At 49.8% G+C, this 18705-nt stretch carries 14 protein-coding genes; 3 read left to right on the forward strand and 11 right to left on the reverse strand.

Translation table 11 applies throughout. The annotated features are described in order from the left end of the window. Positions 1-121: 121 nt before the first annotated feature. Both EXU85_RS30910 and EXU85_RS30915 read right to left on the reverse strand, forming a co-directional pair. Entirely contained in the window at positions 122-1567 is a 1446-nt protein-coding gene (locus tag EXU85_RS30910) for a Gfo/Idh/MocA family protein (protein WP_142775778.1), read from the reverse strand. A gap of 135 nt (positions 1568-1702) precedes the next feature. Further along, positions 1703-1999 (reverse strand): SCP2 sterol-binding domain-containing protein, encoded by a 297-nt coding sequence (locus EXU85_RS30915; RefSeq protein WP_142775779.1) that lies wholly within the window; start codon positions 1997-1999, stop codon positions 1703-1705. A 114-nt stretch (positions 2000-2113) separates the two neighbouring features. On the opposite strand from EXU85_RS30915, the gene EXU85_RS30920 reads away from it, so the two are divergent. Together EXU85_RS30920 and EXU85_RS30925 are read left to right on the forward strand one after the other, a co-directional pair. Beyond that, positions 2114-2566 (forward strand): hypothetical protein, encoded by a 453-nt coding sequence (locus EXU85_RS30920; protein WP_142775780.1) that lies wholly within the window; start codon positions 2114-2116, stop codon positions 2564-2566. A 105-nt stretch (positions 2567-2671) separates the two neighbouring features. Next, positions 2672-3127 carry a DUF2147 domain-containing protein gene (locus EXU85_RS30925; protein WP_142775781.1) on the forward strand — a complete coding sequence of 152 codons (456 nt, stop codon included), beginning with the start codon at positions 2672-2674 and terminating at the stop codon, positions 3125-3127. A gap of 117 nt (positions 3128-3244) precedes the next feature. On the opposite strand, the gene EXU85_RS30930 is transcribed toward EXU85_RS30925, so the two are convergent. The 9 genes from EXU85_RS30930 to EXU85_RS30970 form a co-directional block, all read right to left on the reverse strand. Further along, complete coding sequence (locus EXU85_RS30930) at positions 3245-4483, reverse strand: alkaline phosphatase family protein (protein ID WP_142775782.1); 1239 nt, start codon at positions 4481-4483, stop codon at positions 3245-3247. A gap of 183 nt (positions 4484-4666) precedes the next feature. Further along, the gene (locus EXU85_RS30935; protein ID WP_142775783.1) at positions 4667-5749 is read right to left on the reverse strand and encodes an endo-1,4-beta-xylanase; all 1083 of its coding nucleotides are present in this window, start codon (positions 5747-5749) and stop codon (positions 4667-4669) included. A 180-nt stretch (positions 5750-5929) separates the two neighbouring features. Next, positions 5930-6733 carry an SDR family NAD(P)-dependent oxidoreductase gene (locus EXU85_RS30940; RefSeq protein WP_142775784.1) on the reverse strand — a complete coding sequence of 268 codons (804 nt, stop codon included), beginning with the start codon at positions 6731-6733 and terminating at the stop codon, positions 5930-5932. Next, positions 6733-8847 (reverse strand): alpha-glucuronidase family glycosyl hydrolase, encoded by a 2115-nt coding sequence (locus EXU85_RS30945; protein ID WP_142775785.1) that lies wholly within the window; start codon positions 8845-8847, stop codon positions 6733-6735. Before EXU85_RS30945 ends, EXU85_RS30940 begins: the two co-directional genes overlap by 1 nt. 142 nt (positions 8848-8989) lie before the next feature. Then, entirely contained in the window at positions 8990-10189 is a 1200-nt protein-coding gene (gene uxuA / locus EXU85_RS30950; RefSeq protein ID WP_142775786.1) for a mannonate dehydratase, read from the reverse strand. 120 nt (positions 10190-10309) lie between these two features. Continuing rightward, entirely contained in the window at positions 10310-11749 is a 1440-nt protein-coding gene (locus EXU85_RS30955) for a S9 family peptidase (protein ID WP_142775787.1), read from the reverse strand. Positions 11750-11810: 61 nt separating this feature from the next. Then, complete coding sequence (locus EXU85_RS30960; protein ID WP_142776893.1) at positions 11811-13139, reverse strand: MFS transporter; 1329 nt, start codon at positions 13137-13139, stop codon at positions 11811-11813. A 236-nt stretch (positions 13140-13375) separates the two neighbouring features. Beyond that, positions 13376-14653 carry a mandelate racemase/muconate lactonizing enzyme family protein gene (locus EXU85_RS30965; RefSeq protein WP_142775788.1) on the reverse strand — a complete coding sequence of 426 codons (1278 nt, stop codon included), beginning with the start codon at positions 14651-14653 and terminating at the stop codon, positions 13376-13378. A 111-nt stretch (positions 14654-14764) separates the two neighbouring features. Continuing rightward, a complete protein-coding gene (locus EXU85_RS30970; RefSeq protein WP_142775789.1) occupies positions 14765-15709 on the reverse strand; it encodes an RraA family protein in 945 nt (314 codons plus the stop codon). A 425-nt stretch (positions 15710-16134) separates the two neighbouring features. On the opposite strand from EXU85_RS30970, the gene EXU85_RS30975 reads away from it, so the two are divergent. Beyond that, complete coding sequence (locus tag EXU85_RS30975) at positions 16135-18663, forward strand: glutaminase family protein (protein ID WP_142775790.1); 2529 nt, start codon at positions 16135-16137, stop codon at positions 18661-18663. Positions 18664-18705 lie beyond the last annotated feature (42 nt).

The raw sequence follows: 18705 nt of genomic DNA on the forward strand, positions 1-18705 counted from the left end.
CATTTATTTAAGGAAAATGGCGAAGTGGTGAAGTTAGGGAGTAGGTTGAGTGAGTGGAGTAAGTGAAGGCGTTGAGTAATCTGGTTCCTTACTTCACTCACTCAACCTACTCCACTAATTACTACAGCGTATACCCACCATTATACTGCCGTTTAACAAACTGGTTAGCGTAGTCGAAGTTGGTGATTTTCATGTTGTCGCCATCCCACAGCAGTTTTTTGCGCCCCGTAAACTTGCCGCCTTCTCGAGCCAGATAGGAACGTGTTGCCAGATTACCCATCAGTACAGTTTCGGTAAGCGGGCCCGATTGATCGAACGAGGAGGATGTATAGGCCCCGAAACCCTGCTTGCAGGCTTTCACCCATTGTTGCTGGTGGCCTTCGGTTTTACCCTCTACCAGTGGTTTTTCGGGAGCGGGAAGCTCTTTTCCACTAAACTTGTCGGCGGGCAATAATTTCGGATCGTTGCCGAACAGGCCGCCCGTTAACATGCCTTTGGTGCCGATGAACAACATACCGCCGTCGATTTCGCGGAATACATCGTTGTAGTCGACGCCTTCGGGCAGTTGGGGTCGAATACCGCCATCGAACCACGAAAATTTGATTTCTTTGACTTTCTTATCGTCAGACGGAAATGTCAGGTGAATGGCCGACGAGGGTGGGCAACTGTCATCGTAAAACGCTTCTTTGAAGAAATCAGCATAGACCGAACCAACGCTACACTCGACCGAAGTTGGGTATTTGAGCTTCAGGGCGCGGAAAGGAACATCCATGAAGTGGCAACCCATATCGCCAAGCGCCCCCGTACCGAAATCCCAATACCCCCGCCAGCGGGTCGGCATGTACGCTTCGTGGTAGTCGCGGGTGGGAGCCGTTCCCAACCAAAGCGGCCAGTTTACTTCGGGCGGGATCGGTTGCGATTCGCCTTTTTCCTTCGGCGACTTAACGCCTTGTGGCCAAACCGGGCGGTTTGTCCAGCAATAAACCGTGTGCACATGGCCGATTACTTTGTTTTGGATAGCTGTTTCGATAATGCGCGTGGCATCGCCCGAACTCCCCTGATTGCCCATCTGAGTCACAACTTTATATTTCTGGGCAGCCTGAGTCAGCATACGAGCCTCGTAAATGTCGTGTGTGAGGGGTTTCTCGACGTATACGTGCTTGCCCATGGCCATTGCCGCCATCGCGATGGGCGCGTGCATATGATCGGGGGTACTGACAATTACCGCATCGAACGTTTTGCCCGCCTTGTCGAACATCTCGCGGTAATCCTGAAAATAGGGAGCATTGGGAAACTTAGCCCGGAATTTTTTAGCCTGCCGATCATCGACATCGCAAAGCGCCACGAAGTTGTCGGAACCGTTGTTGTAAGCCAGTCGGATATTCACATCGGCTTTGCCGCCACAGCCAACAGCGGCAATATTCAGTTTATCGGATGGTGCAATAATGCGGGAACCATCCGCGGCTGTTCCGCCCAGTACATGACGCGGAACAATGAAAAAACTTCCAGTTACGGCTGTAGCCGCAGCTAGCGCACTGGTTTCCAGAAACTTACGACGAGAGGGCATAGTATAATGAAGAATTATGAATGAAGAGTGAAGAATAAGTGCGTATACGGTGAATGTAGTAAGTACAAAAATTAACGCTACTACTGATTCATCATATTTACTCTTCATTCATCACTCATAATTCTTCATTAGAATCTACCCCATTATCTGCCCCATTTTCATGGCGATACCCATGTCGCCTTTAATTTTGAGTTTCCCCATCATCACAGCCATCATCGGGTTGAGGTCGCCAGTGCTCAGTTTAACGAGGTTATCGAGGCTGATCTGCAGTTCGCAGTCGGCGGGTTTATCATCGTTTGAGACAACCGCGGGCGATTGCGTAGCGTCGATATACACAACACCCTGGTCAGTTACTAGCTTGACCGTAGCGTTGATGTTGTCGGCATGTGTAACTTTGTTCCGAGTTTGCTCGGTTAGTTCTTGCAGAGTCATCAGATTTGGATTTCGTTGTTGATTAACAAACTCAGCCGCGAAAATAAGGTTTCTACGTAACGCGGACATCCTGTCCGTTTAAATTCTCCTGCGGACAGGATGTCCGCGCTACTTATGCGCTCTCAATTTTTAACTCTCCTTTGCATTCTCACCTTTCTCAGTTGTGCCTGGGGTTTATTCGATTCAGGGGTGTCGTTTTTCCAAACCGACGCGGTATCCGAAACGACCTATGTAGAAAGTACCAATAAGCCTCCAAAAGAGGAAAAACAACCTCAGAAATACTTTGAAGACCGATCGGCAGGTGATGCGCCCACGCCCAGTGATCCTGTTCAGGTAAAGTCGTTGGCCATCGCCCAATTTATATACGCCTTGTTAACCCTCATTGGCGCTATATTAATGTTTCGGCTCCAGCGAATAGGGTTCTGGATTTATGTAGCAGGCATTGTTGTTGGTCTTATCTTACCCATTATACTGGCGGGTTTCGGTGCGTTGAACGTCTCCTTCGGGGTGTTTTTCAGTATGCTCTTTGCCGGATTATATTGGGTATCACTAAAGGAAATGCATTGACGATTTAAGCGAATTCAGACATTGTAACCCAGCTATGGTGAATTAATTTTCCTACGGAATCGACAATTACCCCTCTTCATACGTTTATACAAAAAACACTCACGTATGAATCCGTTACGCTTAACTACATTGCTTCTGCTCGTTTGCATTTCGTTGACTTCATTCGTGACCAAAGCCGACGATCCCGATGCAATTTTGGGTAAATGGCTTAGTTCGAAAAAGAGAAATCAGGTCCAGATTTATAAACATGGGAATAAGTACTTTGGGAAGTTGGTCTGGATGTTGGAGCCTAATGACCCAGTTACGAATAAGCCTAAAGTTGACAAGGAAAACCCCGATGAAAAGCTACGCAACCGTCCGCTTATGCAGGCAGTTTTAGTGACCAACCTAACCTACAAAGGCAATAACCAGTGGGGTGATGGTGAAATTTATAACCCCGAAGATGGCAAGACGTACAGTTGCGAAGTATCGCTCAAAGGACCAAACGCCATTGATTTGCGAGGCTATGTAATGGGACTAAGTTTTCTGGGAAAATCCAAAACCTGGACACGGGTGCAATAGAATTGGGTTTGAGGTTATTCGTAGGATTTTTTTGTCATCTCGACGCAAGGAGAGATCTCAAATCACCACCTTGAGATCTCTCCTTGCGTCGAGATGACAAAAATAAGGTACTACACCTTACTCAACAATCCAGCGGGACAGGTGATTATATCGCCCTTCCAGCACAATTTTGAAGAACCCTTTAGGAAAGGCCGACACATCAAGGGTTGCGGTCTCTGCTTTTACGGGAAACTCACCAAGCAATCTGTAGTCGTCGCGCTTGCCTTCTTCGAAGTGATTCGTGGTTGACATCCAGACTTTCACATTTCCTTCTGGTTCTACCGATTTCCAGTTCAGCGCAATCTTACTACCTTCTTTTTTAACGACCGGTTCTGTTATTGAGAGTTTGCCCGTTAACGGAACACCGTCGATTTCAAAAGCCTGTTCTTTCGGAATCGTCAGCTGTAAATGACGAGCCATAGTTGGCATAATATCGACAATGCCCGGAGTATTCTTTTTGAACTGGCTATTCAGATCTTTTGCATTTGTCACGATCCAGGTAGCGCGTTCGCGGTCTGACTGCCCGCCGTGATTTTTACCCGTGTCGGCACTGCGCCCGTGGTCGGTGGTGATGAACAGTTGCCAATCTTCACCGAATGTTTTCTGCCGGTATTGGATGGCTTTCCAGATTCTCCCCATCTGATCATCCATGATCTTGACGGCTTTATAAAATTGCTCACTGTCGCCGTACTTATGGCCCATGTCGTCGGTGTATTCCAAATAGATCCACGACAAATCCGGGCTTTCATTGCGAATATATTGATCCGCTTCATCGACTACTTTTTCATCAATCTGGTGAATATATTCCGACTCTTTATCGTGCTTATAAAGCAGCGTATCGTGTTCCAGACCATCGAAGGAATAATCAATTCGTAGGTATCCCGTTTGCGGAAGGTCTTCGCCAACGAGCTTCGTACGGTTATCGAGCCAGGTTGAAAAAACTGCACTTTTTTTGGATGGATACTGGCTTTCGAAGAAGCGAAATATAGTCCAATACTGATAATTGGGAGCTTTTATGCTATTGTCCCAAACATTGTGCTTGTTTACCCAGGTACCAGTGAGCAGGCTGTTGTAGCCCACCGCTGAAATGGTTGGCGTTTGGGAATACGTACTTTTTTGTCCGCCGACATAGGCTCGTGCATAGCTTCCTTCTTTGGCAATCGCTTTAAGATTGGGCGTGGGTTGCTTTTCAATCACATCCGCTGGAATCCCATCGACAATGACGAACAGGGCTTTTTTAGGCTTCGTTTGTCCCAAGCAATACAGTGGAATGGAGAGAACGCAACAAAAAAGTAGTAGAGCGAATGGGCGAGTCATAGTGATATGTGATCAGCCAAATTTTTTGTCCACAGAGGCACAGAGAACACAGAGATTCAACAACTAAAAATCAATATTCATACATACCTCTGTGTTCTCTGTGCCTCTGTGGACAAAAAATTTAGAGCGAGAGCGAAAAACCCCCAAAGTAAGTGAAGTCTTGATGATGCCCGAAACAGCGGCTTAAAATTTCACAACTTCATAATATGCCTTTTTTGGTTTCAGATTGGCATCGAATAATAGCGGGTAGTTCTTCCGGCCTGCAACGGGATAGGTATCCAGCCAGGAGTGTTTATCCGATACGTTCCAAAACGTTACGCCTGTGATGGCCTTTTTCTTTTCCCGAAAAATCCGGAACACATTTCGGTACTGTTCCATTTGCTTTTGCTCCATGTCGGGCGTGAACGCATCCGATTCATCAGGGCGTTTGGCTCGTCGGTCGCCCTGCTCCGCGGGATAGACCGACACGTCCAACTCAGTTATTTGTACTTTTAATCCCAACGACGAAAATTTATCAATGGCAGTCTCTAAAGCTAACTCGCCCGGCTCATAGATTGACCAGTGCCCTTGCAGACCTACACCATGAATAGGCACTTTCGCATCGACTAATTTTTTTAGAAGCTGATAGATCCGGTCGCGCTTGCTGGGACGTTCGGTATTGTAGTCGTTATACACAAGCTGCGCGTTTGGGTCGGCTTCGTGGGCATACTCGAAGGCTTTGGCAATGAACTCATCCCCGCAGATTTGAGACCAGGGCGAATCCCGCAGAAACTTCTGGGCATTATCGTCGATGGCTTCGTTGACCACATCCCACTGATAGATTTTGCCTTTGTAGCGCGTAACCACTTCCGTGATATGGTCTTTCAGTCGCTTCAGGAGAACCTCTTTCGATACCGGTTTACCCTCCGCATCGGTAAACAGCCATTTCGGGGTTTGTTGATGCCAGCACAGGTTATGCCCACGTACTTTCAGCCCATGTTTTTTCGCAAAGTCGACAATGGCATCGGCGTCTTTCCAATTGTAGGTATTTTCCTCAGGGTGAATCGGCCCCATTTTCATCGCGTTTTCCGCTGTCAGGCTATTGAACTGCCGAAGGATCAACTCCGCTTCCGGACCAACCAGGTTGCGCGGCCCAACGGCGACGCCAATAGGGAAGAAGTTTTTATACGCGTCTTTGAGCGTTGGCTCTGCCAGTTGTGGTTTTAAGGCTGTGCCAAGCAGAAGCGTAGTGCCTAGAAGTGCGGAGTAGATGAAGCGTTGAGTCATGATCGTAGGTTTGTGGTGTCAGTTTCTTAAAACTGACATCGAGCGGTTTCTCAAAACCGCGTGGTACAATTTGATTCAGATGGTTTTGAGAAACCGCACATGTCAGTTTTAAGAAACCGACACCACACAACAATCCAACTTTGTCCCTCTCCCGTTTTGGGTGAGGGGAAGTTAGCGTTTTTAAAACCCAATCGAATTCCCCCCATCTACCGGCAGCGAAGCACCAGTGATGTATTTCGCGGCTTCGGAGGCCAGGAAAACGGCCGCCCAGCCAATGTCTTCGGGTTGACCAAATTTCCCCATCGGTGTCCGGCGCATGGCACGGGCGAAGCGGTCGGGATCACCACCCATGGCGGTCTTGCTCATGGCTGTTTCAATAAAGCCCGGTGCAATGGCATTCACCCGAACACCGTTGCCGGAGAACTCCGACGCTAGCACTTTTACCATGCCTTCAACGCCCGATTTAGACGCGGCATAAGCGGCCACCCGGTCGATACCGTAATAGGCGGCCATCGACGAAATCATGATAATAGAACCCCGTTGACGGGCCATCATCCGCTTGGCACATTCCCGCGTCAGGCTAAAAACCGAATTCAGGTTTGTGTGTACGATTCGGTCAAAATCCTCATCGGTGACGTCCAATGCGGGCTTTTTCATGTTAACCCCGGCATTGTTCACCAGCGTATCGATTGGGCCATAGGTAGCTTCGATCCGTTCGACCAGATCATCTAGCAAAGCCCGATCTGTTACGTCATTGACCATATAATGCGCCCGTTCGCCCAACGATGCAACGGCCTCCTGAAGAGGTTGCTCCCGCCGACCGGTGATAACAACACTACCCCCAGCCTGCACCATACAACGGGCAATATCGAGACCGATACCGCTGCCTCCTCCTGTGATGAGCGCTAACTTACCTTCGAGCGAAAAAACGGAATAATTGGGCGACGACTGACCGTCGGGCTGGGTAGTTTGTACTTGTTCCACTAGCGTAATTTATAAATTTCGGATAAGCGTTTAACATCGTCCAGCGTCCGTTCCGGTTTCGGGAAAGGGGCCGGAATGGGTTGTTTGGAATACGTCTGTAAATACAGCACCCAGGAATCGCGCCACCAGATGGCTTCCTTGTGCTGGGTAGCCAGACGACCCGTTACATCGGCAAAAATAGCTGGATCGACGGCGGGTTTGACCTGCGCCCACTGCTGCTGCATCCAGCCAACCGAATCGGCACCAGTGTAGAAGCGGGTGCAGAGTTCATCCCAGAGCGTTCGGCCAGAGCTTAGTTTCTTTGTCCAGGGCACATGGTGAAACCAAAGCAGATACGGTAACGGGCAAGTTTCGGGGTTATTCCATTTCTGTTGTACTTCTGGCCGGTATTGTGCCAATGCATTGCTCCCCGTTGCTGTTCGATCAAAACCCAGCCCAATAGAATCGGCCCGATGGTAATAAATGGCAGTCCAGTCGGGACGAGGGCTTTTTTCCTGCCAGGGTTCGGGGGCAAAGTGCACGCCCGACCAGGGACGTGACAAACCGATGGGCGTGTTATAATCGACGTAAATCTCTCTTGATTTAAGCATCAAGTTCGTAATGGTCTTGACCGCTTTTGGCTCGCTCGTGAGTGTCATTTTAACCCACTCGTTCGCAATGGCTTCTGACGATAAGGTGTGATCCCACGCCAGTCGCCCGTAGGCGTACCAGTTGGCTTGTGCCATCGGGTTACCGGTCCAGTTTCGGTCGGAGCCGGTGTTGGCTACGCCCGCAATGGCGGTCATGGCATAGTTATGAAGACTACCATCAACAACACTGGCCACCGTTGCCCCACCGGATGGTGAGCCTTTCCCATGTACGTAGGTATCGGTATCCAGGCATTCTTTAAAAATCGGCGCTTCATACACCCAATGCGTTGCAAAGCCCGTGTACTCTTGCGTAATCTGAAACTCCATCGACAGGGGCGTTTTGGGCATATTCCCGAACAGTGGCGAGAACGGCTCACGTGGCTGAAAATCAATAGGGCCGTTCTTCACCTGGACGATCACCTTCTTGTCGAATTTACCATCCAGTGGCGTAAACTCTTCGTGTGCGGCTTTGAATCGATCGGCCTTCGGGTCGGCTTTGTAGACGAAGGCGCGCCACATCACGATACCATCGTAAGGTGCGAGGGCGTCGGCCAGCATATTCGCTCCATCGGCATGGGTACGTCCATAATCCTGCGGCCCAGGTTCACCTTCGGAGTTGGCTTTGACCAGAAATCCACCGAAATCAGGAATGAGTTTGTAAATCTCTTTGGTTTTGTCGGCCCACCATTTCCGCACCTCGGGATCGAGCGGATCGGCGGTTTTTAGGCCGCCAATGACTTTAGGAGCGGGGAAATAAACTGACAGGTAAATTCGAATACCGTAAGGCCGAAAGACGTTAGCCAAGGCAGCAACCTTTTCTAAATACTCAGCGGTTAGAAAGCGGGCACTCGCGTTAACGTTATTGACAACGGTACCGTTGATGCCCAGCGAGGCATTGGCACGGGCGTAATCGCGGTAACGCGGGTCAACCGTTGCAGGCAACTCGTACCATTTCCAGAGCGATTCGCCGGCATACCCACGTTCGATGGTTCCGTTGGTATTGTCCCAGTGATTGAGCAGACGATACTGGACTTTGGGGATATTGATTAAAGGCAGGCTTGTTAATGACCGGCCCGTCTGTATATATCTCAGCAAGGCAAACGTTCCATAAAGTACTCCTACTCCTTTGTTCGCCAGTATATAGATATTATCACTATTCGACATCGCATAACCATCATCTTTATAATTAATATGGTTACTAAAGTCTTTATGTTCATTTAGATAAACCCCACCTTTTCGCTTGCCAAGATCGGTAATGATCGGCACTGACTTACCTAGTAGTCCCTGTAACCCGAGTTGTAATTCCTGAGCTGCATTCATCAAGATCGGACTTTGATTACTGACGGCAATAAACTGGAATGAACGGGCATACTCTTCTCGTTTGGCTACGTCTTTAATCAAGTCGTATTTCAGCCAAAGGCGATAACCATCGTCGCCGTAGGAAAGTGTGCTAATGAGTAGCAGGCAACATATCAATCGTTTCATTTTTTCTGATTTTCTGGCGCGGGTATTCACCCGTGTCTTTCCATTTCGTCAGCATTTGCTGACGCTTAACTTGATAGCATGCCAGTGAATACTGGCGCTCATGAAAAGGCACGAGTAAATACTCGCGCCAGTTTCAAAACCTTTACAAACTCCGTTCAATGCCCATTTCCAGACCTCGTAACTCTGCCAAACCCCGCAATCGGCCGATGGCTGAATAACCGGGGTACGTCTTTTTATGCAGATCGTCGAGCATCTGGTGACCGTGATCAGGGCGCATGGGAATCGTGGTTACACCAACACCCGCTGTTGAGCGTCGCTTCTGCTCCAGCACAATTTCCTTCACAACCGCATACATATCCACATCGCCTGCCAGATGGTCGGCTTCGTGGAAGTTCCGTGGGTCTACTTCACGTTTGGTGGTTCGCAGATGAATGAAGTGAATACGTTCACCGAAGCGACGGATCATGCCGGGCAGATCGTTATCAGGCCGGATACCTAAGGAACCCGTACAAAAGGTAATACCGTTGGCCGTTACATCACTGGCCGCCATTAGTTGCGCTAAGTCGGACTCGGTGCTAACGACACGGGGAAGACCCAACAATGGGCGTGGCGGATCATCGGGGTGAATACACAAATTGACGCCTACTTCCTGCGCAACGGGGGCAACTTGTTGAATAAAATAATACAGATTCGTCCGAAGTTCAGCATCGCCAATAGTGGCGTATTCGTTTAATAAACCCTGAAACGTATCAAGTGTAAAGGCTTCTTCTGAACCGGGCAAACCCAGTAGAACGATGTTCGACAATTCGGTTATCTGGTCGTCTGTCATTCGGCTGAATTTCTGGTGGGCCGATTCAATGATTTCGGGCTCGTAATCGATTTCCGCACCGGGGCGTTTGAGGATGCACAAATCGAATACCGCGAAGTCTTCCCAAACGAACCGGAGCGCCCGCGACCCATCGGGCATTTCGTAATTCAGGTTCGTACGTGACCAGTCCAGCACCGGCATGAAATTATAGCAAACCGTGTTGATGCCACAGGCGGCCAGATTCCGAATCGACTGTTTGTAGTTTTCAATATAACCTTCTCTCGATGGCCGACCTTTTTTAATATCTTCGTGCACAGGCAGGCTTTCGACTACGGCCCAGTGCAAGGGCACATAGCGTTGATTGACCGATTCAACCAGTTGTTTGCGCTCGTTAATGGCCTCGACCGTCCACAGGTCACCCACCGGAATCTGATGCAGCGCCGTAACAACACCCGTGCAACCCGCCTGCCGAATATCCATCAGCGAAACCGGATCATTCGGCCCGAACCAGCGCATGGTTTGTAACATTCCCATAATTCATATCCCTGAATTAGTTTTTGTCATGCTGACGAAGGAAGCATCTCAATTTACCATGATATACTTGTATGGAAAACTTAAGATGCTTCCTTCGTCAGCATGACAAAAACAGAATTGCTATTTTTTTAACTTAAATTGTCTATTTGCAAACTCCAGAAACACAGGCCAGTCGAGCGAATCGACGTGACCACCTTCGTGGTTTCGGAAAGCTAATTCGCCATGTATCAGGGAGACATCGGGCGCGGGCATTTCGGTTGTACCCACGCCTTTTTTGCCGAGTAATTCATAAACCGGGCTGGCTCCCACACAGGCCATAAATTCGCCTTTGGGATCGGCCCAACTATCTTTTGTACCGCCTGTGATGAATAGGGGTCGGGGAGCAATGAGCGCCATCAACTCGTGCGCATCGACCGGCATGGCGGCCCAGTTTCCACCATATTTCAGGAAATTACCTGCCATCCAGTGGTATTCGCCCGGACCCGCTACGTTGTCGATCGTTTCGCCCCAGCTTCGTTTTTCCAGCGAAGCACCCAATGAGCCTGAGCAACTCGCAAAAACAATGGCCCAACGCGGGTCCAGGGCTCCGGTCAGCAAGGCGGTTTTACCCCAGCGCGAATGCCCCTGCACTCCAATCTGTTTGGCATTGATCGTGTTGTCTTTCTCAAAATGATCGAGGACACGACTGAGCCCCCAGCTCCAGGCAGCCAATACACCCCATTCGTCGGGAGTGCGGTCTTTGCCCCCGTTCATCAGGCCAATAATTCCTTCATGCAAACCCGCTCCATTGTCTGCCTGAATGGCCCCGGTGTTTACCGTTGCCACCGCCCAGCCTGCATCAATCAGTTTTTCGATGTTTGCCATAGGTTGCGGAAATGAACCCCAGACAATGACCATCATCGGAATTTTGCCCGATGCATTGACCGGGCGGTAATACGTAACAGGGATGCTGGGGGTTACTGATGGATACCGGGAATTATCAATGCTGCCCAACATGTTTTTGCGAAGCGCTTTCCCACTGAGTACAGTGCTATCGATTCCCGAAGGCGCAAACGTTACCTTGGGTGTATTCGTCGGCGTTTTTCCGTAAATCTCGGTTAGGTACTCGTTCAGGATTTCGGGGCGACGCTGCTTCCACCAGGTGTTGGCGTCTTTTACCGGTTTGCCATTTTTCAGTTTTAGCGGATCAGGAAGGGTATAGTCATTCGCTTTAGACTCTTCATAATTCGTCCAATTGCCCCAACCCGACCGAACGTGCGTGTTTCCTGCTTCGTCGTACCAGTTCGTTGAACCTTCTTTGGGCTTAACGTGCGATGGGCGTTTAGGATCGTCGGCAGGCGGAGGTAATGCTGGCAGTTTCAGATTGAGCTTATCCATCATCGTCTGCCAATCGGCCTGACTGGCCACCCGCACGTTATTCATGTACGCAGTCCGTTCTTCCGGCGACATTTTCTGGAAATTGGGTGCCTGGGCATTGGTGTTGCGGCTATGCAAACCAACAAGCACGCATACCCAACCGATGAATCGACAAAACGGGAACAAGTAGGTGTTGTTTTTCATAGCTAATGATCTGAGCGATGGCGCGAACGAAGACGATCGCGTCATCAGACACAAGTCAGGTTTAAGAACCTGACTTCACTAAAGAAGCACGACTGAAAACGAAAATATAGAGCATGGCCCAGGCGACTAAATAGGCCAAACCAGCGATATAAAAAATGATGTAGTACCCTTCCGACAAGCTTCCCAAGGCTTTGTAGTGATCCAGAATACGCCCGACGAGCAACGGAAAAACGGCACCGCCCAGGGTCCCGGCCATCGTTCCTAAACCAACTACCCGGCTCAATACCTGCTTCGGAAACTGATCGGCAGCGACGGTAAAAATATTGGCCGACCACGCCTGGTGAGCCGCCACGGCCAACGATAAAATGGCAATTACCGGCCACATGCTGTCCATTTGGCTAATAGCCATAACTGGTGTAATACAGATCGCGAATAAAGCCATCGCCCACTGACGAGCCCGCGTTGGGTGCCAGCCTTTCTGGATTAACGTAGATGATAACCAGCCACCGCCAACGCTACCAATCGTAGCCGCCAGATAAATGACGATCAGTGGAGCCCCTAATTTTTTCAAATCCAGGTGATAGATGTTCGATAAGTAAGATGGCAACCAGAACAAGAAAAACCACCAGATGGGGTCCGTTAGGAGTTTTCCACTCATGAATCCCCAAATAGCGCGATTGGCGAAGATTGGGTAGCGCGTTGGCGTCGTATCGGCAAGAAGATCAGTAGCAGCGGCATCGCCAGCCACGGAGGGTTCAACGGCTTGCTCTCCGGTAATATGAGCCAGTTCTGACGCGCTCACCCGCTTGTGTCGAGCGGGCACTTCATAGTAAAACCACCAGGCAATGATCCAGACAAATCCCAGTGCACCGGTTGCAATAAAGGCCATTTGCCAACCCGCAACCAGGGCAATCCAGGGAACAATAGCAGGGGCAACTACGGCACCAATATTGGCTCCTGAATTAAATATGCCAACCGCCAGCGCCCGCTCTTTCTGTGGAAACCATTCGGCCACGGTTTTGATGGAAGCCGGGAAGTTACCTGCTTCGCCAATACCTAACAGTGCACGAGCAACCATAAACCCAGCCGTACCACCTGCCAAGGCATGACCCATTGCGGCAAAGCTCCAGACCAGAATAGCCCCGATGTAGCCAATTTTAGTACCAATCCGGTCGATGATGTACCCGGCCAATAGCGTACTGGCTCCGTAGAAAAAAGTGAAGACGGTTACGATATTGCCATAATCGGATTCGGTCCAGCTAAACTCTTTTTCCAGGATTGGCTTCAACAGACTGATCACCTGCCGGTCGAGGTAGTTGATGGTTGTTGCGAAAAAGAGAAGACCGACAATTATCCAGCGATAATTGCTTGAACTTGGCGCGCCACCCATTGAACTCGGGAGCACAGCAGATACAGGAGTAGGTTTGGTTGTCAATGGAAAATTTGATCAATGAGTTTCAGTAAAAAACATTCATCCTGGTTAGATACTGAAGTTGTTTGAAAGTGGCGTCGGTTACTTATAACCGACGCTGGTAGGTTTCTCAAAACCTAAAGGTCAACAGTAGGTTTTGAGAAACCTACCAGCGTCAGGTTTAAGAACCTGACGCCACAGATACGTAACAACATCTACACAAAAAACGGAACGTCTTTCGGTGCGTATTTCTTCATGCCTTCTTCGTTGATTTCCACCCCAATGCCCGGTTTATTGGATAGCGGAATGAAGCCTTTCTCCACCATCGGCCCGTCGAAGGTGACGATTTCTTTGAACATGGGCTCCTCGTGGAAATAGATCTGCCATTCCAGAATCAGGAAGTTGGGCACCGACGCACAAACGTGGCTCGATGCCATCGCACCCAGATACGACGCTACCATGTGTGGCGCAAAAGGCACGTAATAGAGATTGGCTAAGTTGGCAATCCGTTGCCCTTCGCCCAGGCCACCCGCTTTCTGCAAATCGGGCATGATAATGTCGACGGCTCCGATTTCGAGGAGTTTGCGGAATCCATGCGCCAGATAATGGTTCTCCCCCGCGCAGATGGGCGTGTTCGACGCTTCCCGAATTTGCTTATACGCTTCCGGGTTTTCGGCAGGGATGGGCTCTTCCAGAAACAGCAGATTTAGTGGCTCCATCAGTTTAGCCACCCGCCGACCCGTGGTCATATCATAACGTCCGTGCATGTCTACGCAGATGTCAACCTTCGGGCCAACGGCTTTACGGACACCGGCAATCTGGTTGTACATCCGCTCCAGTTCGCCCTGGCTGGCTGTCCAGTTGTAGGCGTCGTATTTGTTGGGGTCGTTGCGTTCGTCAATGTCATACTTTACCGCGTTGAAGCCCATATCGACGGCTTTCTTGGCGCTTTTCCCGAAGGCTTCAGCACTCGTGTCTGTTTCGCGATAGGCCCCTGTATCGCAGTACACCCGAATTTTGTCGCGAAACTTCCCGCCCAGCAATTGATAAACTGGCATGCCCAAGGCTTTTCCAGTCAAATCCCAGAGCGCCGTTTCCACAGCCGACAGCACCGATATATACATACCCGCCTGAGCACCCTCAAAAAAGCCGGACTTTCGAACATCTTCAAACAGTCGGTTGACATTGAGTGGGCTTTTGCCTTTGATCCGTTCGCCCATCAATTTCACCAGGTGATAGGTCCCGACCGAAGCATCGACGGCTTCACCGCAGCCCCAGATTCCCTGATTGGTGTGAATCTTGACGAACAGGCTGTGCCCATTGCGGATATAACCGCATTTGATATCGGTGATTTTTAGGTCCGATGGCGCGGACGATTGGGGCGCGTGATGAACAGCTGTTTCCAGCCCCTCACCGAAACTGGCTAACGCGCTGGCACTAAACACACCGGCTAAGGCACTCTTTGTCAAAAAGGAACGTCGTGATGTTGTCATGAGTAGAAAAAGGCTTATGGTTTACGGTTTATAGTTTACGGTTGGCTGACGCATTAGCAGTATTCTTGTGATAGTCAATCGTAAACTACAAACCGTAAACCGAATACTGTTTTACCAAGTACGGGTTTTTAGGTAATCCTGAATTTGCTCTTTGGGAACGGGGAGTTCACTCACGTGGTCGTTGAGCCATTTCGAGAAATCCTTTTCAATCTCATCCGACCAGCGCGAGTCAATCTGACCCGGCGTGTATTTCTGCTCCCGTAGTCGCAAGTGACCGAACATGTCACGCAACCGAATGATCTCGGAGGTTTTCACCACTTTTTCGGCCAGATGGGGCGGAATGAACGCCACGCCACCGTCGCGACCCAGTACCACATCGCCCGGCATCACCATCACTTTTCCGATGCGCGTTGGGCGATTGATGCCTACCAGTGTTGTGTTCAGATCACCCTCAGGATTGTGGTGCGACGGGTGGTAGCTCCTGAAATAAGAGGTAAATCCGCCAATTTCCTTCAACCCGGCTACATCCCGAACGGCACCTTCGTAGACAATCCCGTTGCCCGTTTTGGCATAAATGGAATTACCCAGATTGTCGCCAATGGTTGGCCCATCTTCGTGCATGCCAAACTGATCGACCACATACACATCTCCCCTGACCAGCATATCGATTGGCCAGGCATTCTGCGATTTTACACGACCATCTTTTGTATGTCCTTTCTCGTCCGTAACCCGATGCACATCCGGTCGACCGGGCATAAACGTAGCGGTGAGGGCACGACCTACCAATACGCTATCCGGGTTGATCGTTTGCCAATCGCCCGCGTATTGGTATCGATATTTTTCGCCCTTCATGACGGCCCAGGCTTCTTCGTGGGTCACCAGTTTCATGCGCTTCAAAATGGCGTCCGGCACTTTCGGCCGTCCGTCCGGGAAGCGTTCACCTTTCCAGTCGGGCGTTAGGAAGATCAGTTCCTCCTTAGAAATCTGCTGCGCAAACGACACCGATGCCAGGCCGATGACTAACAGCCCAATAGCCAGTACAATTACCTGTTTCATCGTCAATGAAAAGAAATGTAAGAGTTTAGATTCGGCTGAAAGAAGTAACGGATTTACCAGTTCTACCCTGACAAACACATGAAATTATATTGATGAACGATGCTTTATGCAACTAGTGCGTTTATTGCATAAAGCATTCCCCTTTAGCAGTGCATATGAGGCCTATTTTATGCAACAAGCCATTTTTTTGCCTTACTTTTAATTTTCAGAATGGCCCATCGTGGGTGTGATCACCAAGTCAAAATCCATCTCTAATAAGTAAAGGAGCCCATTCCGTTGGCTTATAGAAGGTAAATGGACAATGTAAAATGAATAATGTACAATGAATAATCAGTTGGTCAGTAAGGTTTGTGATTATCCATTATACGTTTTACATTATTCATTTACTTAGCTACGATGGAAGCTCCCCCAAAACAAACTTTTTAATGCGTAAAAATCCCAATCTCCACCTGCTATTTCTATCCCTTTTTGCGCTGTCATTCGGGCATACCTATGCCCAGACGCTACGTCCACCCGCTTATCCGCTCATCACCCACGATCCTTATTTCAGTCTCTGGAGTATGACGGATAAACTCACCGATTCGCCTACGCGCCACTGGACGGGCAAACCTCAATCATTGGAAGGCATTATTCGGGTCGATGGAAAGGCATACCAGTTTCTGGGAGCCGTACCCACTGTTTATGAAGCCATTTTACCAACGGCTGAACAGAAAGCCTACACAGCGCAATACACCCTCACCAAACCCGAAGCCGGTTGGGAGAAATCCGACTTCAACGCCAGCGGTTGGAAAACAGGGCCAGGACCATTCGGCGATACGCCCGAGGCTAAAACCAAATGGACCAATAGTGATAATGCGGGTATGAAAGACGGCATTTACGTTCGGCGTGAGTTTACTTATGATGGTAAAGCCGACCCGGCCAAACTCCTGCTGTCTATCAATCATGACGATGATGTGGTCGTTTATCTGAACGGCACCAAAATTCTCGACAAGCCCGATTACGTCAACGAATATATCTACCTGCCCTTATCGGCAGCGGGTCAGAAAGCCTTGCAAAAAGGCAAAAACGTGCTGGCAGTCCATTGCGTGAGTCCGCGGGGCGGATCGATTATCGATGTGGGCATTCTGAACCCCATTACCGAATCGGCTATCTCAACCGCAACTCAGACGGGCGTGACGGTATCGGCCACACAAACCAACTACACCTTCACGGCCGGGCCTGTAAATCTGGCAGTTACCTTCATGTCGCCCTTACTGCTAGACGAACTGGAAGTGGTTGCCCGGCCCATTACGTACGTTACATTCGAGGTGCGCTCCCAGGATCGCAAGTCGCATTCGGTACAGGTTTATTTGAGTGAATCTGGCACGATGGCGACCAATACGGTCGGTCAGGAAGTGGTGATGAAAGCGGGGCAGGCACCCGGCCTAATTTATCAGACAGTAGGCACCGAAGCGCAACCTCTTCTCGCGAAGAAAGGCGATAATGTGCGCATCGACTGGGGGTACGCCTATTTAGCGGCTCCACAAGAACGGGGCAATCAAACGGCCAATGGCATGGCTCCGGGCCTGAAACACGCCTTTCTGATGAATGGGCAGCTCCCAACCGATAACAAAGCGGCCGTACCGGGCAATAAACCCCGAGCCGCGGCCGATGTGGCCGTTGCCAGCGTCCTCGATTTTGGCAACGTAACGAAATCGGCAGAAAAGCATCTGATGCTGGCCTATGACGACTTGTATTCGGTGCAGTATTTCAAGCAGAACCTGCGTCCCTGGTGGCGTCGGGATGAGAAAACGAACATGCCCACCCTATTGCAAGCCGCCGAGAAAGACTATGATCGACTGCGCCAGAAATGTTCAAAATTCGATGATCGACTCCGTTCCGATGCCCGAAAAGCGGGAGGTACAGATTATGCGGATTTGTGCGTACTGGCCTACCGTCAGGCCATTGCCGCCCACAAAATTGTAGCTGGCCCAAAAGGAGAAACGCTTTTTCTGTCGAAAGAGAATTTCTCTAACGGCTCTATTGGTACAGTGGATATTACCTATCCCTCGGCTCCGCTGTTTCTGCTCTACAATCCGACGCTATTGAAGGGTATGATGGAGCCAATTTTCCAGTATTCGGAAAGTGGGCGCTGGAAAAAGCCGTTTGCGGCACATGACGTGGGAACCTATCCGCAAGCCAACGGCCAGACCTACGGCGAAGATATGCCCGTTGAAGAGAGCGGTAATATGCTTATCCTGGCCGGTGCCATTGCCGGAGCCGAAGGCAACGCCAACTATGCCAAACAACACTGGAAAACCCTGACGACCTGGGTTGACTACCTCAAAAAAGACGGTTTCGACCCCGCCAATCAACTCTGTACTGATGACTTTGCGGGTCATATTGCCCGAAACGCGAACCTATCCGTAAAAGCCATTTTAGGTATTGCTTCCTACGGAAAGATGGCTGCGATGTTGGGCGATAAAGCTACATCGGAGAGTTACCTGAAAATGGCGCGCGATATGGCCGTTAAATGGCAACAGCTCGCTCTGGATAAAACGCCTTCGGATAAGGTGCATTACGACTTAACATTTGAGAATCCTACTGACTCCTGGAGTCAGAAATACAACCTGGTCTGGGATAAACTCCTGAATCTAAATGTATTCCCAACCGAGGTCACACAAACCGAAATTGCCTATTACCTGACCAAGCAAAAGCCATACGGCCTGCCCTTAGATAGTCGTAAAACGTACACCAAGTCGGACTGGATTATGTGGACGGCAACGCTCGCCAAGTCGGACCGCGATTTCGAAGCATTCATCAAGCCCGTCTGGAAATACGTCAACGAAACACCTTCACGGGTACCGCTCTCCGACTGGCACGAGACCACCAACGCCAAACAGGTTGGTTTTCAGGCCCGCTCGGTTGTAGGTGGGTATTATATTAAGATGCTCGAAGGGAAATTGAGCAAGTAATTTTTTGTGTTTTTTGTCATGGCCCCCTAAACAACCCTTATC

Source organism: Spirosoma sp. KCTC 42546 (assembly GCF_006965485.1).
GTDB lineage: Bacteria > Bacteroidota > Bacteroidia > Cytophagales > Spirosomataceae > Spirosoma.

Excerpts from the sequence above, each read along its gene's own strand:
- EXU85_RS30910 (WP_142775778.1), bottom strand. The coding sequence starts at position 1,567 with ATGCCCTCTCGTCGTAAGTTTCTGGAAACCAGTGCGCTAGCTGCGGCT.
- EXU85_RS30915 (WP_142775779.1), bottom strand. The coding sequence starts at position 1,999 with ATGACTCTGCAAGAACTAACCGAGCAAACTCGGAACAAAGTTACACAT.
- EXU85_RS30920 (WP_142775780.1), top strand. The coding sequence starts at position 2,114 with ATGCGCTCTCAATTTTTAACTCTCCTTTGCATTCTCACCTTTCTCAGT.
- EXU85_RS30925 (WP_142775781.1), top strand. The coding sequence starts at position 2,672 with ATGAATCCGTTACGCTTAACTACATTGCTTCTGCTCGTTTGCATTTCG.
- EXU85_RS30930 (WP_142775782.1), bottom strand. The coding sequence starts at position 4,483 with ATGACTCGCCCATTCGCTCTACTACTTTTTTGTTGCGTTCTCTCCATT.
- EXU85_RS30935 (WP_142775783.1), bottom strand. The coding sequence starts at position 5,749 with ATGACTCAACGCTTCATCTACTCCGCACTTCTAGGCACTACGCTTCTG.
- EXU85_RS30945 (WP_142775785.1), bottom strand. The coding sequence starts at position 8,847 with ATGAAACGATTGATATGTTGCCTGCTACTCATTAGCACACTTTCCTAC.
- uxuA (WP_142775786.1), bottom strand. The coding sequence starts at position 10,189 with ATGGGAATGTTACAAACCATGCGCTGGTTCGGGCCGAATGATCCGGTT.
- EXU85_RS30955 (WP_142775787.1), bottom strand. The coding sequence starts at position 11,749 with ATGAAAAACAACACCTACTTGTTCCCGTTTTGTCGATTCATCGGTTGG.
- EXU85_RS30960 (WP_142776893.1), bottom strand. The coding sequence starts at position 13,139 with ATGGGTGGCGCGCCAAGTTCAAGCAATTATCGCTGGATAATTGTCGGT.
- EXU85_RS30965 (WP_142775788.1), bottom strand. The coding sequence starts at position 14,653 with ATGACAACATCACGACGTTCCTTTTTGACAAAGAGTGCCTTAGCCGGT.
- EXU85_RS30970 (WP_142775789.1), bottom strand. The coding sequence starts at position 15,709 with ATGAAACAGGTAATTGTACTGGCTATTGGGCTGTTAGTCATCGGCCTG.
- EXU85_RS30975 (WP_142775790.1), top strand. The coding sequence starts at position 16,135 with ATGCGTAAAAATCCCAATCTCCACCTGCTATTTCTATCCCTTTTTGCG.